The organism is Humibacillus xanthopallidus, assembly GCF_006717145.1.
Lineage (GTDB): Bacteria > Actinomycetota > Actinomycetes > Actinomycetales > Dermatophilaceae > Humibacillus > Humibacillus xanthopallidus.
This window is the reverse complement of record NZ_VFQF01000001.1, coordinates 2,155,063-2,171,981: the sequence shown is the minus strand read 5'-3', so window position 1 is coordinate 2,171,981 and position 16,919 is coordinate 2,155,063. Positions and strand designations below refer to the sequence as shown.

The 16,919-nt window shown below is 70.4% G+C and carries 16 protein-coding genes; 8 read left to right on the top strand and 8 right to left on the bottom strand.

Going from position 1 to position 16,919, the window contains the following annotated elements; all coding sequences use genetic code 11:
* Window positions 1-12: 12 nt before the first annotated feature.
* Complete coding sequence (locus FHX52_RS09525; protein ID WP_185747159.1) at window positions 13-816, bottom strand: glycosyltransferase family 2 protein; 804 nt, start codon at window positions 814-816, stop codon at window positions 13-15.
* Window positions 817-1,334: 518 nt separating this feature from the next.
* On the opposite strand from FHX52_RS09525, the gene FHX52_RS09520 reads away from it, so the two are divergent.
* Window positions 1,335-1,907 (top strand): hypothetical protein, encoded by a 573-nt coding sequence (locus FHX52_RS09520; protein ID WP_141821666.1) that lies wholly within the window; start codon window positions 1,335-1,337, stop codon window positions 1,905-1,907.
* 22 nt (window positions 1,908-1,929) lie between these two features.
* Here FHX52_RS09520 and FHX52_RS09515 read toward each other — a convergent pair whose 3' ends face one another.
* Window positions 1,930-2,586 carry a class I SAM-dependent methyltransferase gene (locus FHX52_RS09515; RefSeq protein WP_141821665.1) on the bottom strand — a complete coding sequence of 219 codons (657 nt, stop codon included), beginning with the start codon at window positions 2,584-2,586 and terminating at the stop codon, window positions 1,930-1,932.
* A 151-nt stretch (window positions 2,587-2,737) separates the two neighbouring features.
* Between FHX52_RS09515 and FHX52_RS09510 the strand changes: the two genes are divergently transcribed.
* Complete coding sequence (locus FHX52_RS09510; RefSeq protein WP_185747158.1) at window positions 2,738-3,664, top strand: rhamnan synthesis F family protein; 927 nt, start codon at window positions 2,738-2,740, stop codon at window positions 3,662-3,664.
* Here FHX52_RS09510 and FHX52_RS09505 read toward each other — a convergent pair.
* From FHX52_RS09505 to FHX52_RS09495, 3 genes are all read right to left on the bottom strand, one after another.
* Window positions 3,661-5,484, bottom strand: coding sequence for an ABC transporter ATP-binding protein (locus tag FHX52_RS09505; RefSeq protein ID WP_246069919.1), 1,824 nt, complete (start codon window positions 5,482-5,484; stop codon window positions 3,661-3,663). The genes FHX52_RS09510 and FHX52_RS09505 overlap by 4 nt on opposite strands.
* 153 nt (window positions 5,485-5,637) lie before the next feature.
* Entirely contained in the window at window positions 5,638-6,798 is a 1,161-nt protein-coding gene (locus FHX52_RS09500; RefSeq protein WP_141821662.1) for an acyltransferase family protein, read from the bottom strand.
* Between the two features lie 55 nt (window positions 6,799-6,853).
* Window positions 6,854-7,960, bottom strand: a complete 1,107-nt coding sequence (locus FHX52_RS09495) for a glycosyltransferase (protein WP_141821661.1) — start codon at window positions 7,958-7,960, stop codon at window positions 6,854-6,856.
* Between the two features lie 123 nt (window positions 7,961-8,083).
* Between FHX52_RS09495 and FHX52_RS09490 the strand changes: the two genes are divergently transcribed.
* The 3 genes from FHX52_RS09490 to FHX52_RS09480 all read left to right on the top strand — a co-directional run bounded on the left by FHX52_RS09490 (window position 8,084) and on the right by FHX52_RS09480 (window position 11,170).
* Complete coding sequence (locus FHX52_RS09490; protein ID WP_141821660.1) at window positions 8,084-9,157, top strand: glycosyltransferase family 4 protein; 1,074 nt, start codon at window positions 8,084-8,086, stop codon at window positions 9,155-9,157.
* An 81-nt stretch (window positions 9,158-9,238) separates the two neighbouring features.
* Window positions 9,239-10,213: a glycosyltransferase family 2 protein gene (locus tag FHX52_RS09485; protein WP_141821659.1), complete on the top strand. Its 975-nt coding sequence runs from the start codon at window positions 9,239-9,241 to the stop codon at window positions 10,211-10,213.
* 3 nt (window positions 10,214-10,216) lie between these two features.
* Window positions 10,217-11,170: a hypothetical protein gene (locus tag FHX52_RS09480; RefSeq protein WP_141821658.1), complete on the top strand. Its 954-nt coding sequence runs from the start codon at window positions 10,217-10,219 to the stop codon at window positions 11,168-11,170.
* Here FHX52_RS09480 and FHX52_RS09475 read toward each other — a convergent pair.
* Window positions 11,154-12,323 carry a glycosyltransferase family 4 protein gene (locus FHX52_RS09475; RefSeq protein WP_185747157.1) on the bottom strand — a complete coding sequence of 390 codons (1,170 nt, stop codon included), beginning with the start codon at window positions 12,321-12,323 and terminating at the stop codon, window positions 11,154-11,156. The genes FHX52_RS09480 and FHX52_RS09475 overlap by 17 nt on opposite strands.
* 90 nt (window positions 12,324-12,413) lie before the next feature.
* On the opposite strand from FHX52_RS09475, the gene FHX52_RS09470 reads away from it, so the two are divergent.
* Window positions 12,414-13,469: a glycosyltransferase family 4 protein gene (locus FHX52_RS09470; RefSeq protein ID WP_141821656.1), complete on the top strand. Its 1,056-nt coding sequence runs from the start codon at window positions 12,414-12,416 to the stop codon at window positions 13,467-13,469.
* On the opposite strand, the gene FHX52_RS09465 is transcribed toward FHX52_RS09470, so the two are convergent.
* Window positions 13,458-14,084, bottom strand: coding sequence for a phosphatase PAP2 family protein (locus tag FHX52_RS09465; RefSeq protein ID WP_185747156.1), 627 nt, complete (start codon window positions 14,082-14,084; stop codon window positions 13,458-13,460). The two genes, FHX52_RS09470 and FHX52_RS09465, sit on opposite strands and share 12 nt — an antisense overlap.
* A 68-nt stretch (window positions 14,085-14,152) precedes the next feature.
* On the opposite strand from FHX52_RS09465, the gene FHX52_RS09460 reads away from it, so the two are divergent.
* Together FHX52_RS09460 and FHX52_RS09455 are read left to right on the top strand one after the other, a co-directional pair.
* Window positions 14,153-15,055, top strand: coding sequence for a nucleotidyltransferase family protein (locus FHX52_RS09460; RefSeq protein WP_185747155.1), 903 nt, complete (start codon window positions 14,153-14,155; stop codon window positions 15,053-15,055).
* On the top strand, window positions 15,052-15,339 hold the full coding sequence (locus FHX52_RS09455; protein WP_141821653.1) for a PqqD family protein: 288 nt from the start codon (window positions 15,052-15,054) through the stop codon (window positions 15,337-15,339). Before FHX52_RS09460 ends, FHX52_RS09455 begins: the two co-directional genes overlap by 4 nt.
* Window positions 15,340-15,406: 67 nt before the next feature.
* On the opposite strand, the gene FHX52_RS09450 is transcribed toward FHX52_RS09455, so the two are convergent.
* Complete coding sequence (locus tag FHX52_RS09450) at window positions 15,407-16,873, bottom strand: tyrosine-protein kinase domain-containing protein (protein ID WP_246069756.1); 1,467 nt, start codon at window positions 16,871-16,873, stop codon at window positions 15,407-15,409.
* Window positions 16,874-16,919 lie beyond the last annotated feature (46 nt).

The following is a 16,919-nucleotide window of genomic DNA, read 5'->3' as shown; positions in this document are numbered from 1 at the left end:
CGGCGAGGCCGCCTACAGCGCGCTGGGTTGGGAAAGCGCAGGCGGATCGACAAGGGAGACATCCGACCCCCACGTGTGCCAGTGAAAGACATCGACTGGCTCGAGCTGTCCCTCAGGCAGCCACATCACACGCTGCCCCGCCCGACCAGCCAGCAGGTCTGACCACACGCGGTCAAGGTCCTCGTTCGGCAGGGATCCGAGATCGCGCCAGTGGAACCCGGAGGCGCCTGGCACCTCCTCCAAAGCTGCCGCACCGGTGCGGACCTTGCGGGCGAACTGCGCAGGGCTGCGGTAGGGCAGGTGCGCGATTCCAAGTCCCGAGGTCTCCACTCCAGGCCGGTCTATCTCGTGGTTGCCCATGGACAGCGCCATGAGGGGGTGAGGGCGAAAGGCAACCTTGGACATCTCGGCAGGCTGGCGACCCATGACCCAGCCCACGGCGTCCCCGATCCCCGTCTCGCCTCCGCTCGGCGCAACATTGAAGACAGCGGCGCGCACCGCCATGGCCTGGCTGCCCCGGAGGTGGCCCGCCACGGTGTCTCCCTCGGCGAACCACAGCTCGTCAGCATCAAAGGGGATCACCCACTTCGCACCCGCGCGTCGTGCCCAGTGAGCCAACCGTGTCATCTTGTGCCACTGGAAGTAGGCCGGCTCCCTGTCGTCAGCCAGATACACCGGCGCCGTCGAGGCGATCTGCTCGATCACGGCACGGGTGTCGTCGGTCGAACCGTTGTCGGCGACGAGGATTCCGTCAACATCCTGGTCGAGCAGATGGAGGAGTGTCGTTCCGATGATGTCCGCTTCGTCTTTCACCATCGTGACCGCCCAGACTGACTGGCCACGTTTGCTCGACCTCCGAGAGCCAGGTGAGCTGGGCAGGGGTGGTAGATCCAGTCCTCGCCGCACGCGGGCCCGCGCCGCACGGTCCTCAGGGTCGCTGAGCTCGGTCAACCGTCGCCGCGCGGTCCCAAGCTGTTGCCTCACACCCATGACACCTCCTTTTCGCAAGCTACTGCTCGCCCGCCAGACGATAGGGAAGCGGCTCACGTCTCACGAGGTAGTTTGCCCGTATGCAGGTCCTCTCCCCGCGCACCCGTGCCACGAGAGTAGTGAGGCCAGTACTGCAACGGCTGAACGCCCACATGCCGACGAGAGCGATGCTGCCGGCAGCGCCTCCAGCGCGGCTCTACGGGGTCTATCGCGCCGCGAATGCTCCCCGACTGCTCCACCTCCTTGCGGCTCTCGGCCCAGGGGTCAGACCGAGCCTGCACGCCCTCGACGCTGAACATCGGGAACTCGCCCGATGGACGGCGTCTGTCGGAGCCGGCGCGAGGATGCCGTTGCTCCAGTCACTCGCTGATGCCGCTCCTCCAGAACCTGATGAGTACGTCCTCCTGGCAGACGATGATCTGACGTTCGCCCGGCAGGGACCCAGCGCCTTCTTACGGTTTGTGGCTGCTGCGGGACTCGACATTGCCCAGCCTGCTCATGTGCTCGGAAGCCATGGCACCTACGAGAATCTCGAGGTCCGAGCGGCGACGACCGCCCGTCAGGTCGGATATGTCGAGGTCGGCCCGCTCGTCGCAGTGTCTCCCCGAGCACAGCGCCTGGTGCTGCCCTTCCCCGCCGAAGCTCAGATGGGGTGGGGCCTCGACGTTGTTTGGTCCGGCCTCGCGAGAACCCAGGGCCTTCGTCTCGGGGTGGTCGATGCCACGCCCATGGTGCATCACGGGAAGGTGGGGGCTGCCTACGACTCGGAGGTGGAGCGCCGGCTGCTCGACCAGAACCTTGCCGAGCTACAGGTTGCATCTCCCCACGAGCTTTCGGTGACCCTCCCGCCGAGGTGGCGTCCGTGGCAGCGCCGCGCCCCTTGGATTGTCGACGCCGGCGACGCCATGAGCGGCTGATGGATCGCCCCGTGTCATGCGATCAGACGTGGGCGACAACCACGAAGTGCAGCCACTCACCTTGAGGCATGAACCGAAGGAAGAGGCGACGCCGCAGGGAGCGCTGGGGCCACTCACCGTCCCAGACCGAGTTGACTCCCTCGCATCGCTCGACGACATAGCCCGCACCCATGAACATCTCAATCATGGTGTCCCGCGTGAAGAACCGCAGGTGCGTGCGGTCCAGCGTTCCGGTGTCTGCGTAGTCCCAACGGCCACGCAGCAGCTGACGCACCACGGGTGCGTACTGAATGCTGGGGATCGCGGCAACCACTCTCCCTCCGGGAGCCAGATCGCCCTTGGCATGCCTCAGCAACGACCAGGGGTCCAACACGTGCTCGAGCACGTCGATGAAGAAGATCGCGTCGAACCTCTCGGATCCCGATGCAAGGGCCTCGGGGTAGTAGCCGTCGATCACCTCATCGAAGCCATGGTCATGCCGAGCGACGGCCGCTTGAGCGGCCACAGCTTCGATTGCCACCAGCCGAGCGTGAGGGCCGAGCCGGGCACGTAGCGTTCGACCGAACCCGCCTCGACCACAGCCGACTTCCAGAACTGACCTTGCGCCAGCAGGAATGAACGGTGCGACGTCGTCGCGCCCGGAATCCTCGTAGACGTCCTGTTGCGGGGGTGTGTCCATGCCACGGTCCTTCCATTCGCCCCAAGGAGGAGCAGGGGTGACAACAGCGATCCAGCGCGACCCACCTCGTCGGGGATGGCGTTGGCCTCGACACTAAATGCCGCGAACGGCGCCAGTGGCCACCAACCATCTCCTTGTTAGCCTGCGGATCATGAGGAACGGTGTCGCGGGCAGGGTGCGCAGATCTGTGCGCCTGCGGACCCGGCTGAGGGATCAGCGGGACTGGTGGGCCTATCGACGCACCTTCACCCAGAGTCTCGCGCGCGATATCGACCAGCGACGTGAGTCGGACAACTGCGTCGTGGTGCATCTCTACCACGTGCATCTCTGGCCGGAGATCTCGAGCCACATCCGTCGACTGCCGGATTCCGCGCTTGACGTCTTCATCACAACGCCGCCTGAGCACCTTGCCGCGGCAAGGGCGGCGGTCGGAGCCGACTTCCGTGCTCGGCTGATCTCAGTCCCCAACCGTGGACGAGACGTGCTGCCCTTCATCAAGACCGCTCGGATTCTTGAGATGGCGGGGTATTCCGCAGTTCTGAAGCTGCATTCCAAGGAGTCAGTGCACCACCCGGACGCGGCAGGGTGGTTCGGGCGCCTGCTCGACCAGTTGCTGCCCGCTGACGAAGCCCTGACGGAGGAGGTTCTCAAAACCCTGGCCGTGAAGGGGACGGGGGTCATCGGCCCCCAAGACTCGTATTACCCGTCCCGCCACTACCTGTCGCGCAACCGCGATCTGATCGCTGAGCTGGTCGGGGAACTCTACGGCCCGTCACGAGGGACATCCATCATGGATGTGCGCCTACCGAGCCTCGGCTACTTCGCAGGAACCATGTTCTGGGCTCGCCTGGATGCGATCTCTTCCGTGCTCAGCGTTGCTCCGCAGAGGTTCGTGGGCGAAGGGGGCCAAGTGGACGCGACCATGGCGCACGCGCTCGAGCGACTGTTCACCTTCGTCCCGCAGATCGAGGGTCGCAGCGTGTACACGATGGGCCAGCGCGGCCTGAGGCGGGTCATGGTGCCGGGCCCACCCCATGCGGGCAGGACCGGACCGCTCGCCCGGAGCACTGATGGCTAGGCCGTGGCCGTCGCCTCGGTGTGAGCCCGCTCGAGCGGCTCGAGCGACCCCAGCTCCACCAGGCGCGCGAACTCCGCATTCGCGTCTCGCACCTCGCCGAAGGTGCCGGTGGTCTCGACCCGGCCATCCTTGAGGAAGACGATCTGGTCTGCGTCGCGGACGGTCGACAGACGGTGAGCGACGATGATGACCGTGATGTCGCCGTGAAGCCCCTTGATCGTCTCGCTGATCCGGTGCTCCGTCTCGTTGTCCAACGCTGACGTCGCCTCGTCGAGGACGAGCAGGGCGGGGTCACGATAGAGGGCACGCGCGATGCCCACGCGCTGCCGTTGCCCACCTGACAGGCGGGTGCCTCGCTCGCCGAGCGGCGTGTCGACGCCGTTCGCGAGCTCACCCACGAGGGACTCGAGCTGGGCTTGCTGGATCGCTCCCCACAGCTGGGTCTCGTCGATGTCGGCGCGGTCCTTGTCGAAGGCGATGTTCTCGGCCAGCGTCCCCTCGAGCATGTAGACGTCCTGCGGGACGTAACCGATGTTGTGCTGCCAGCGCCGCTTTGACTGCGAGATGTCGGTGCCGTCGACCGAGACGGTCCCGGAGGTCGGGTCGTGCAGGGCGAGAATGACGTCGACCAGCGTGGTCTTGCCGGCTCCGCTCCCGCCCACGACGGCGATTGAACTCCCTCTCGGCACCTCGAGGTCGACCGACTTCAGCACGTCGACGTCGCTGTCGGGGTAGCGGAAGGACACCTGCTCCAACACCAACCGGTCTGTGAAAGGCAGTGCCGGACCGTCGCGCTCCGGGGTGAGCTGGAACGCCTTCGCCTCGAGCACCTCGGTGTGCACGAGGCCGAGCGCAGCGGCACCGACCCGAATCGAGGTGATGCTCGAGAGGAGGCCGGTCACCGACGGAAGGACACGGAAACCGGCTGCCACGAAGAGGGCCAGCAGTCCGACCACACTCCCGGCGTCGCCCGCAGACGCGGCCCCGGCCAGCACCATGATGAGTCCGACCGCCAGGATGAACAGGATCTCGAGGATGTACTTCGGCAGGGCACCCAGGAAGCTCGCGACCCTACCGGCGTCGGAGGCCTTGAAGGACATGTCACGGTAGTTGCGCACGAAGTGCTCCTGCGTGCCCCGGATGTGCAGCTCCTTGATGCCGCCCAGAGCGGCGAAGGCAGTGCGCCACGCTCCGACCGTCGCCTCGTTCATGGCCTCGCCCGCACGAGCGGCCCGGGGCTTGACCACCTTGTTGTAGATCAGAGCGGCAGTGCCGAAGTAGGCGACGACCACCAGGGTCGGTACGGGCGCGACCACGAGCAGCGCCACGACGATCGCCAGGATGGCGATGGTGCTCGACAGGAGGCTCATGAGGCCTCCCACCGTGAAGTTGAAGACCTGGCTCACCGAGTCGTTCATCGTCCGCACGAGCTCTGCCGTGCTGCGTCGCGACATCGTGGTGAACGGCGACACGAGGAAGTGCTCGAGAAGCCGCGAGGAGACCTTGACCCTTTCGCGGAAGTTGAACCCGGTCATCCACCACGCGAAGGCGAGGGAGCCGAGGTCCTTGAGGACGAAGAGGGCCACCACCGCCCCTGTGAGGATCAGGGTGAGGGTCGCGCGATCCGGGTTGCCGAACAGGTTGGACACGACGCCTACCGCTCCGGACGTCATGGAGGCGCCAGTCGCCAGGTCGACCAGGGGCAGGACGAGCGCGACGGCGAGGGTGTCGAGCATCGCCACGACGACCTGACCCAGCGAGGCGGCCGCGAGCTTCTGCTTGGTCCGCCTTTCGAAGATGTCGTTCAGCTGCTGGAACATCTCACGCACGGCGCAGACCCCTCACTTCGACCGCCCGCGCCTGAGCGCGGTGCGAGCAGGAGGGAGTACACCGCGGGCCCCGAGGTGGTGCGGCACCGGTGTTCTCCGTTCGTCGAGCGTGGCAGAGGTCAACTGTAGGCGACCGGGAATGTTTCACCTGCGCACCGGCCGTGGCGCATCCTCTCGCACGACGCTGCGCATGCTGCCGCGCACGAGGAACGGCTTCTCGATGAAGTGGTAGAAGACCGCCGCGAGCAGCACCGTGGCAGTGCCGGCGACAGCCAGGGCGATGGCCGCCGTGCCGACGATGCCCCACTGAGCAGGGTCGGCGAGGCCCGAGGTGAGCAGCAGCACCGGTTGGTCCAGGAGGTAGAAGCTGTAGGAGATCACCCCGAGGGCGGTCAACCAGCGCAGCGGGCCCGTCTCGAAGACCGCGCTGCGCACCTGCGCGAGGGCAACCAGGAGGCAGACGGCGACGACGCCGAAGCCGAGCGCGCTGACCACTCCCCAGCCCGCGGCATACCCCGTGGCGCCGACCGCCACGGCCACAGGGAGTGCGATCCAGGCCTTGGTGGCCCGAGCTCGCGACGGCGAGGTGACGAGAGTCGCGGCCCACATGCCGAGGGCGAACTGAAACCACCGCGCGGGGAAGAGCTTGCCGGGGTCGGGCAGGAAGCCCAGGGGGTGTGGCTGGGCCACCCACCAGAGGGTGAAGGCTGCCCAGATAAGGGCGACGGCGAAGGTCGTCAGCAACGCCCCGCGCATGCCCCACCTGCGGTGGATGAGCAGGAGGAGGGGGAAACCCAGGTAGAGCGTCGCCTCGAGCGAGATCGACCAGAGCGAGCCGTTGACGGACCCGAGCGTCTCGCCGAAGAGCGGGAAGGTCAGGGTCAGGTGCGTGATGACGTCGAAGCCCGTGAGCGGTTCCGCCACGAGGCGCTCTTGCAGCGCCGGGACCAGTTCCAGCGCCATGACGAGGATCACCGCGGCGTAGTAGGCCGGCAGGAGTCGGTAGGCGCGCCGGCGGAAGAAGCGTCGCGGGTCGAGCGAGCGCATCGTCCCGCCGCGCGTCAGGGGCAGGGTGAGGCAGAAGCCCGACAGCACGATGAAGATGTCGACGCCGGCCCCGCCGAAGCCCATGACCCGCACGAGGAGTCCGTCGACGGTGAGGGTCGGAGGACGCACGTTGTCGAGCCAGTAGCCGTGGATGTGCAGGAGGAAGACCCAGAGGGCGGCGAAGCCGCGCAGGGTGTCGACGTAGGCGAGGCGCCGGGTCGCGGTGGAGCGCACCTGCGGGTCACTGCTCGCAGTCATCGCACCTCCTCAGTCAGCGTCGTCGGTTCCGCCTCTCCGCGGCGTGCACAGGGGGTCAGTCTAGGAAGCGGGAGACCTCGGCGCGGATGCGTTCGTGGAATCGCTCCTCGGAGAACGCCTCGGCGTGGGCGCGGATGGCCTCATGGGACCAGGCGCGGTCGCGGGTCGTCGTGATGGCCTCGCGGACGGCCCCGACGGTCGGCTCCTCGAAGAAGAGGCCGTTGACCTGCTCGTCGATCGTGTCGAGGTAGCCGCCGGCGTGCAGGGCCAGTGTCGGGACGCCGAAGGTCGCTGCCTCGAGCGGCGTCAGGCCGAAGTCCTCGAGGCTCGGCCCGAGGAGGGCTCGTGCATGGGCGTAGGTCCACCGCAGCTCGGCGTCGGTGAGTCCGCTGACGAGGCGGACGTTCTCCGGTGCCGCAGCACGCAGCTGCTCGGCCTCGGGGCCGTGACCGACGACGACGAGGCGCTCGGGCAGGCCCCGCACCGCGTCGATCGCGACGTCGACGTTCTTGTAGGGAAGCAGGCGCGAGACGACGAGGAGGTAGCCATCGGCCCAGTCGGCCAGTGCCGCGACCGGGCTCAGCTCGCCGGCGGCGTCCACCCCGTAGGGCGGGGGCACGACCGCAGCGTCGATGCCGTATGCCGCCTCGATGCGTTCGCGGACCACCGTGGAGTTCGCGAGGTAGACGTCCGCCGACGCCGCGGCCCGGCGGTCCCAGCGCCTCAGCCAGCCGCTCATCGCATCGAGGGCCCGGGCCTTCGTCGAGCGACCGGCCTCGTCGCCGAGGTAGGCGTCCGCCTGGTAGAGCCACCGCGCCGGGGCGTGGCAGTAGACGATCTTGCGACCGGTCGTCGGCACGCCGTGCGCCCACCCGGAGCTCGACGCCACGACGACGTCGGCGTCGACGCGAAGGCGCGAGACGGCATACGGCAGCAGGGGGAGCGCGGCGCGGTGCTCACGGCGCAGGAGGCCGATGCGGTTGATCGGCGAGGTGACGATGCGGGCGTCGCGGAACTCCGGGTAGGTGCCGTCGGGGTCGTAGAGCGTCGTGTGGATCGTCGCGTCGGGGAAGGCGCGGTGGAGCGCGAGCACAACCCGCTCGGCGCCCCCACGCTGCGTCAGGTAGTCGTGCGCGATCGCGACGCGCGGTCGTTCCGTCATGGTGTCCGATCAGATCACGGGTGGCGCTAGATTTCGGCAGGTGCCCAGAGTCCGTGTCGGCTTGTCGCCCGTCAACCCCGGCGGAAGCGTCCTTCGACGCCGTCTGGGGCCGGGGGAGAGCGCGTGACGAAGCAGTTGGCCGTCAACGGCAGGTTCCTCTCGCAGGCCACAACGGGCACGCAGCGCTATGCCCTCGAGCTCGTGACCCGGCTCGTCGAGCGGCACCCCGGCCGGGTCGTGCTCCACGTGCCCCTGGGCACTGAGGTGCCGGCCGCGATCGCGGGCGCGGCGCAGGTGCGGGAGTCACGCGCCCGCGGCCAGGTCTTCGAGCAGGTCGCCCTCCCGTGGGCGACACGTCGCGACCTGCTGCTCAGCCCCGGTGGGCCGGCGCCGGTCGCAGCCCGCCGCCAGGTCGCGACGATCCACGACGTCTCCGTCTTCCGCCACCCGCAGACCTACAGCCGGGCCTTCCGCACCTGGTATCGCGCGATGTACCGCGTGCTGTCGCGCCGGGCCGTGCGGGTCCTCACCGTCTCGCAGTTCAGCGCCGACGAGCTGGGGCGGGTGCTGCACGTGCCGCCCTCGCGGGTCAGCGTCGTGCCGAACGGCGCCGACCACGTCGACAGGGTGGCGGCGACGCAACCCGACCTCACGGCATACCCCGGCCTGGCCCTGGGGGAGCCGTGGGTGCTGTGCGTCGGCACCTTCGCCCGCCACAAGAACCTCGGGCCCGCCCTCGACGCCCTCGAGGCTGCGGGCATCTCCTCGGTCGTCGTGGGCGCCCGCGGCAGTGCGGCGGTCTTCGCCGAGGCCGGCGCGCAGCGCTGGACCCGCGCCCACTTCGCGGGGCGCCTCTCGGACGAGGAGCTCGCCTGGCTCTACGGCCACGCGACGGCGCTCGTGTTCCCTTCTCTCTACGAGGGGTTCGGCATCCCCGTCGTCGAGGCGCAGCGGCTCGGCTGCCCCGTCGTCGCGCTCGACACCGGCCCGATGCGTGAGGTGGGCGGTGACGCCGTGCTGCTCTGCGACGCCGGCCACCCGGAGAGGGTCGTCGAGGCCGTGCGCCGGCTCGTCGAGGAGCCCGGCCTTCGCGAGGCGACGGTCGAGGCGGGGCGCCGCAACGCCGAGGGCTTCCGGTGGGACGCCTCGGCCGACCGGCTCGAGGATGCGCTCACCCGGGCCGGATGGTCATGGTGACACTCCGTGCGCGAGCGAGCGGGTGCCCACGGGGCAACCGCGGGCGTCACCGGGGCCCGTGGCCAGTGCGATACTCCTGCCATGTCTGACGCCCCGTCTCTGTCGGTCGACGTCGTCGTCGCGACGTTCAACCGTCCCGACAACGTGCGGATCTGCCTCGAGCACCTCGAGAAGCAGACCCTCACCCCCGACGAGATCGTCGTCGTCGACTCCTCGCCGCACCGGCTGACGGCCGACGTCGTCGCCGACTTCCCGGGGGTGCGCTACATCCGCAACGACGCCGGGCCGGGCACCCTCGCCACCTCGCGCGCGATCGGCGTCGCCGAGACGCGCTCGGACATCGTCGCCTTCATCGACGACGACGCCTACGCGGAGCCCGACTGGCTCGAGAACATCGTGGCCCGCTACGCCGACCCGGCGGTCGGCGCCGTGGGCGGGCGCGCGAGCAACGGGCGACCCGGTGAGGAGCTCGAGGGCCTCGACGAGGTGGGCCGGCTCCTGCCCGACGGCACCCTGACCGGCAACTTCGCCGCCGACACCGGCCACGACATCGAGGTCGACCACGTGCTCGGCGCCAACATGTCGGTGCGCCGCACGGCGCTCGACGGCATCGGCGGCATCGTCGACCTCTTCCCGGGCACCTGCCTGCGCGAGGAGAGCGACATCATGCTGCGCATCGGCCGGGCCGGCTGGCGCATCGTCTACACGCCGTCGGCCCTCGTCGAGCACGTCGCCGCGCCCTACACGCGGGGCCGCCGCTTCGACGTGCGCTACACCTACTACGGCCACCGCAACCACATCGTCCTGCTCTCGCACACCTTCGGCATGCGTGACGCCATCCTGCGGCGCTACGTCGGCACGGCGGTTCGTGGAATGGGCGGCAACGTCGCCGAGGCGGCCAAGGTGCTGGTCGACGGTGAGCGCAGCCCGAAGCAGAAGGCGCGGGCCGTGAGCGCGAAGGCGCTGCACGTGTCCGCTGCACTTGGCGGCCTCGCAGCCGGAACGACCGTGTCGGTTCGCACCTTCGTGCCGCTCCGTCGTCGGGGAGAGAACTGACCCATGCCGGCTGCCTACGTCATCCTCAGCCATGGGGAGGGCGGACAGATCCCACGACTCGCGCGGGCGATCCTGTCGTCGAGTCCGGACGCGACGGTCTTCGTCACCCACGACGCGCGCCGTGGCGCCCTTCCGTCGCTGGAGGTCGAGCGCGTGCACTCTCGAGCCCACGGGCGGCGTTCGGACTGGGGGTCCTGGGACCTCGTGGCGGTGACGCTCGAGGCGATGCAGTGGGCGCGGGACACCGTCGATCCTGACCTGGTGGTGGTGCTGTCCGGCCAGTGCTACCCGGCGCGGCCCCTTCTGGAATGGGAGTCGGAGCTGCGTGCGGCGGGCGGGGGCTGGCAGGGCACCGCGACGCCGCTGGTCTACACGCCCGCGTGGGGTCGCCGGCAGGGCAGCGGAGACGACAACCTCACCCGCTACGCATACCGCTGGTTCCGGGCCAGGCCCATCGACGGTGCGCTGCGCGCCGAGGACCGCTCGGCGAAGGTGATGTGGGCGGTGGCGCACCGGACCGAGCCTGTGCTCTCGCTGCGCAACGTGTCGCGGGGCCGTGGCGCCTACGTCGGGCTGCGACGCCTCGAGAGTCCCCGCCGACGCCGCGACCGGGGTGCCGTCTACATGGGCTCACAGTGGCTCGCCATGGACCGGCGCCTGCTCGCGACCGTGCTCGAGGAGCTGACCGAGGGCAGCGAGCTCCGTCGCAGGTACGAGCACTCGATCATCCCGGACGAGTCCGCGATCCAGACCGTTCTCGCGCGAGTTCAGCCTCCGACGGTGTCGGTGCCAACGTCCTACTGCGTCTGGGAGCCGGACAAGGACGAGACTCGCACCATGACCGTGGACGACCTCGCTGACATCCGCGCATCGACCTCTCCCTTCTGCCGCAAGGTGGATCCCGACCGCAGTGCAGAGCTTCTGGACGCCCTGGACCGGTCTACCGGGGTGGCGTAGGGCGCGGCTCTGTCACTCGGGCATAGATGGAGCCGTAGTCCTCGGCGACGCGGGTCCAGGTATAAGCCCCGACGGCGCGCCGACCGGCCGCTCCGAGCGAGCCCGCCAGTGCGGGGTCGTCGAGGACGGTGCGCAGCGCGACCGTGAGCGCCTCCGTGTCACGCGGGTCGACGAGTAGGCCGTCGACGCCGGACTCCACGAAGCCGGACGGACCACCCAGGCTCGTCGCCACGAGAGGGGTGCCCGCACGCCATGCCTCGAGTGCCACGATGCCGAACGCCTCGCGGCGGCTCGGCACCGCCACCACCTGTGCGGCGCGCATCCACGCGTCGACGCCGGCCTCGTCGAGCGGCCCGACGAGACGGACCCGGCTGCCCAGTCCGAGGTGGCGGGCCTGTGCCTCCAATGCATCTCTCTGCGAGCCGGAGCCGCCCAGGACGAGGGTCACATCGGGGTCCGCCATCGCCGCCACGGCGTCGACGAGCAGGTCGAAGCCCTTCATCCGCTCGAGCCGACCGACCGCGAAGACGACCTGTGCGTCTGCGGCGAGCCCGAGGGCGTCGCGGGGCGACGAGGGAGGGTCGGCGGGCGCCGGCCCCACTCCGTTGGGCACGACGACACCGTCGACGAGACCGAATCGGTCGCGCAGGTCGTCGAGAACCCAGGTCGAGCACGCGGTGGTCACCCTCGCGGCCGACACTGCCTCGCGCAGGCCCCGCCGAAGCAGCGCCGAGGTGCCGAAGGCGTCGTGGTCATCGGCCAAAGTCTCGCCGTGGGAGGACAGCACGAGAGGAGTCCGGGTGCGCCGGCTCAGCGCGGCGGCATACACGCCGTTGGGGCCGAAGCACTGCACGTGCAGCACCTCAGGACGTAACGAGCGGTAGGCCCGCCGCCACGCGCGCCAGGCGCCGGGCGCGGCCACCGCGAAGCGGGCCAGCGCGCCGACGCTACGGGCGGGCATGGGGGTCGGCAAGTGGCGCACGCGGACACCGTCGAGCTCCGTCGTGCCCAGGTGCTCGCCGCGGTCGACGGTCCACACCTCGACCTCGGTGCCGCCCGCCCGCAGTTCGTTCGCGACGTGACGCACGTGCGACTCCACCCCACCGAGGTAGGGATGGTAGGACGAGGCGACGAGAGCGACGCGTGCGGGCACGAGGAGATCCTTCCGCACCGACACGCGACCGGGCGCGGTGCCGTCTCACCCTACGATGCGTGGGACACCTCCCCGACTTCAGGAGCTCGCTTGCCCCGGCTCAGCATCGCCTCCATCGCCACGGCCGTGCCGATGGGAGCGCAGGCCTACGAGCGGCACGTCATCGAACGCGCCCCGGCTGCGCTGCAGACCATCGCGCCGGGCGAGGCCTGGAGACTGCGGCGAGTGGTCGTCCGATCGTTGCGCTCGAGTCTGTCCGGAACCCGTCGGATGCCGATGGGTCCGCTGTCGGCCGCCTCCGAGCGCGTGCGTGCCGCTGCCGGACGCGTGGCCTACGGCCGCGCCGACCTCGTGCACCGGATGTCGCTCGAGCTGCCACCCTCGCCGCACGAGGTCGTCACCCTCCACGACGTCGTCGCCTGGCGCTACCCCGATGAGTCCCCGCCCGTGGCGGCGGCCGCAGCCGAGCTGAGGCGGGCGGCCGCGGTCATTTGCGTCTCCGAGTTCACCGCGTCGGAGGCCGTCGACCTGCTCGGCCTCGACACGCCTGTCGTCGTGCCCAACGGCGTCGAGCAGCGCTTCTTCGACGCAGCCCCCCTCGGAGCTGACGTGCTCGAGGACCTCGGCGTGCCGACCCCCTTCGTGCTCGCCGCCGGCGGCGCCTCGGAGCGCAAGAATCTCGCGGCGCTCGCGGACGCGTGGCCACGAGTGCACGCCGCACGGCCCGACACGACTCTGGTGCTCGCCGGTCCGCCGCACCCGCGGCGCACCGCGCTCTTCGCGTCACTGCCCGGGGTGCGGCTCGTCGGCCGGCTGCCCGACGCCGTGCTGCCCGGGCTGTACGCCGCCGCCGCCGTCGTCGTCGTGCCCTCGCTCGTCGAGGGGTTCGGTCTGCCGGCCCTCGAGGGCATGGCCGCAGGAGTGCCGGTCGTCGCGGCGAACCGGTCGTCGCTGCCGGAGGTCGTCGGCGACGGCGGCCTGCTCGTCGAGCCCTGCGGAGCCGCCCTCGCCGAGGGGATTCTCGACGTGCTCGCGGGAGGGAGCGACGTCGAGGCCATGGTGGCGCGCGGGCGGCAGCGCTCGCGGCGGTTCACGTGGGAGGCGAGCGCGGAGGGGCACGCCAGGGTGTGGCGCTCAGTCGTCTGAGGGCCGTCGCCGCCCGACGTCGTCGGTGAGGTTGGGGGTGTCGCCCCCGAGGAGCGCCACGACGAAGGCGGTCACGCACCCGACCAGCAGGGCGCTGCCCACGACGTCGCGCGGCTGGTGCGCATACCAGGACACGTTGCCCAGGCCGACCGCAAGGGCCGCGACCGCACCCGCGAAGACCCCCCAGCGGTTGACGCGGGTCGGCCAGACGATCATGACCGCGACGACGAGGCTGAGGCCGGCCGCCGCGTGGTTGGACGGGAAGGCCGTCTGCCCGGTGTGGAACGGGTCTGCCTGGCGCAGCCACAGCGCCAGCGCGGTCGAGACGGTCGGCACGAGGACGCCGGCTATCGCCCTGCGCCACGCCCCCCGCACGAGCGCGAGGAGCACGAGCACCGCCACGAGCGGTCCGAGCACGACGATGACGAGCGGCCGCGCGAGGGTGGAGAGGTCCTGGCGGATGCGTTCGTCGATGGAGTTGAGCACCGTGTCACGCACGTCGGCGTCGAGGCGCGCTCCGGTGCCGGTGCGCAGGGTCAGCCACGCGGTGGCGAGGAAGAGCAGGGCGAGCACCACCCCCGCGAGGGCCCACTGCAGGCGAGTGCGCAGCGACACGTGCGCCTCCCGAGGTGCTGTTAAGGTGCGGTCAACCAGTCCGTTTGCAGTCTATGGGGGTTCGCTCGATGGCAGCCCGTGAGGTCGCCGAGGTCCCCGCGGCGGGGGCGACGGTGCCTCTGGAGGTGCGGATCGGCTTCGCCCATGCCTCCGTGCAGTGGATCGCCGACCGGTGCGGCGCCGACCTCCTGCACGTCAAGGGCGCCGCCCTCGACCCCACGCTCGTGCCGGACCGGGGCTTCTCCGACGCCGACGTGCTCGTGCGACCGGCGCACGTCAGCCGGGTCCTGACCGAGCTGCGGCAGCACGGGTGGGAGCTCATCAACTCCTTCGCCTACGGCTCCTCCTTCGAGCACTCGGCCACGCTGCGGCACCACGACTTCGGCCTGCTCGACCTGCACCGCCTCTATCCCGGTGCCGGCCCGACCCCGGAGGCGGCCTTCACGACGCTCTGGTCCGAGCGGCGCACGACGACGCTCGGGGGGCTCGCCTGTGCCGTGCCGGCGCGCGGTGCCCAGGCGGCCCTGCTGCTGCTCCACGCGGCGCGCGGCGGCGCGGACCCCAAGGCGGCCCGAGACGTTGACTTCCTGTGGACTCGGGCCACCGACGACGAGCGTCGTCAGGTCCTGCACTGGGTCGACCGGCTCGATGCCCGCTTGGGCTTCTCCGTCATCCTCGGCGAGCTCGACGACCATCGCGACGACCCGGCATACGACCTCTGGCGCGTGGCGGCCCGCGGGGGCACGCGGATGGAGGAGTGGCGCGCTCGGCTGCGCGCCGCGCGGGGACTGCGCGCCAAGGCCCTCGTCGCCGGGCGCTCTGTGCTCGTCAACGTCGAGCACCTCACCATCGTGCGCGGCCGGCCCGTCTCGCGGCGTGAGGTGGTCGTCGAGTTCTTCGACCGCCCGCTGCGCGGTGCGCGCGAGCAGATCTCACGGAGGCGCGCGCCGCGGCAGGGGAGGACCCGGTGACGCCGGCCTTCCGCCCCGCGGCGGACGTCGGGGTGACGGTGAGCCGCGACGGTGCGACCGTCTTCGTCGCGAGACTGCCGGCCGGGCCGATCCTCGTGCTCGACGGGGCGGGAGCCATCATCTGGGCCGAGGCGACCGAGGGCCCCGGAGACGGGTGGATCGACCGGGTGGCCGATGCCTTCGACGTGCCCGCGTCGGGCATCGCCGCCGACGCCCTCGCCTTCGTGCACGCGCTCTGCGGCGATGGGCTGCTCGACGAGGCCGACGCGCCCCGAGCCACCTGAGGGCGGCCTGAGGAGCCCGAGGTCACATGGGGCAGGGCCGCGCCCGGAGGCGGCGCGGCGGCGCCGGTCAGGCTCGGCCCTCTGCCCTTCGCCCGCGCGCGTCGCGTGCCCTGCGCTCGCTGCGCGAGAGCTTCGTGCCCACCGCGCGGTTCTGGCCGTAGTAGCCGTAGCGGTGGGCGGTCGAGGTCGCGGGCGCCATGTTGAGCGCGAAGCCGGCGACGGGCGCATCGACCGTCTCGAGCGAGTGGACGGCGCTCGCCAGGTCACGCTTGCGGGTGCGGTCGGCGGCGACGACCATGATGAGGCCGTGCGTCAGCTTGTTGATGAGCACCGCATCGATGACCGGGACCACCGGGGGGCTGTCGACGAGAATGAAGTCGAAGTCGTGCGAGAGCTTGCCGAAGAGCGTCTCCATGGGCTCGGACCCGAGCAGCTCTGAGGGGTTCGGCGGCACCGGCCCGGCCGGGAGCACGTGCAGGGTGCTCTCGCGCCAGCGCTGGATGACGTCGGCAGGGTCGGCCTGCCCGAGGAGCAGGGTCGTCAGGCCGAAGGAGCCGTCGAGGCCCATCGTCGAGGCGACGGACGGGTTGCGCAGGTCGCCGTCGATGAGCAGCACCTTGGAGCCGGCGTCGGCCATCGCCATCGCGAGGTTGATCGTCGTCGTCGTCTTGCCCTCACCCGGCACCGACGAGGTGACGACGAAGGAGTGCGCTCCCGTCGTGACGTCGACGAAGAGCATGTTGGTGCGCAGGCGCCGGATGGACTCCGCATGTCGACCGTGCGGGTCGCTCTCGATGGTGAGCAGGCCGTCGCGGGGGTTCTTCACGATGGGGATGTCGCCGAGGAGTGGCCGCTTCGACAGGGCCTTGATGTCGTCCTCGCTGCGCACCTTCGTGTCGAGCGAGTGCACGAGCAGGGCGAGGCCTATCCCGAGCGCGAGGCCGAGGAGGCCACCGAGCATGAGGTTGCGCTTGGCGTTGGGCGACGTCGGCGCTCCGGGCACACCGGCAGCGGCGATGACCTGGGACTGAACGGCCTGGCCGTTCGCAGCCAGGAGGGGCGCGAACTTCTTCGTCGCCACGTCGGCGAGGATCGGGCCGGCGGCGTTGGCGATGGCCGCGGCGGTGGCCGGGTCCCCGTCGGTCGCGGTGATCGTCATCATGTTGGAGGTCTGGGAGACGTCCGCCGAGACGTTGAGGGGTGCGCCCGGGGGCAGCCCCAGGGTTTGGCGCAGCGGCTCCTGCACAGCCGGGGCCGAGAGGACCTCGACGTAGGTCGCCAGGTCGTTGGCGCCGATGGCGTAGAGCCCGGCCCTCTGCCCGTTCGCGTTGGCGGGCTGAGTGGCCGAGAGGTAGATCTTCGCGCTTGCCGTGTAGACGGCAGGGGTCAGCATCGTCTGGACAGCCGTTGCCGCGATCACCGTGAGGAGTGTCAGTGCGATGATCCGCCAACGTGCCACCAGAACGTTGAGGAACTCCCGGAACGTCACCTTGCCCCCGGCCCAACTCGACAGTACGTGCGAGCATCCTCCCATAGGATCGAGGGGGTTGTGCCGGGTCCGAGACATCGTGGGCAGCGGG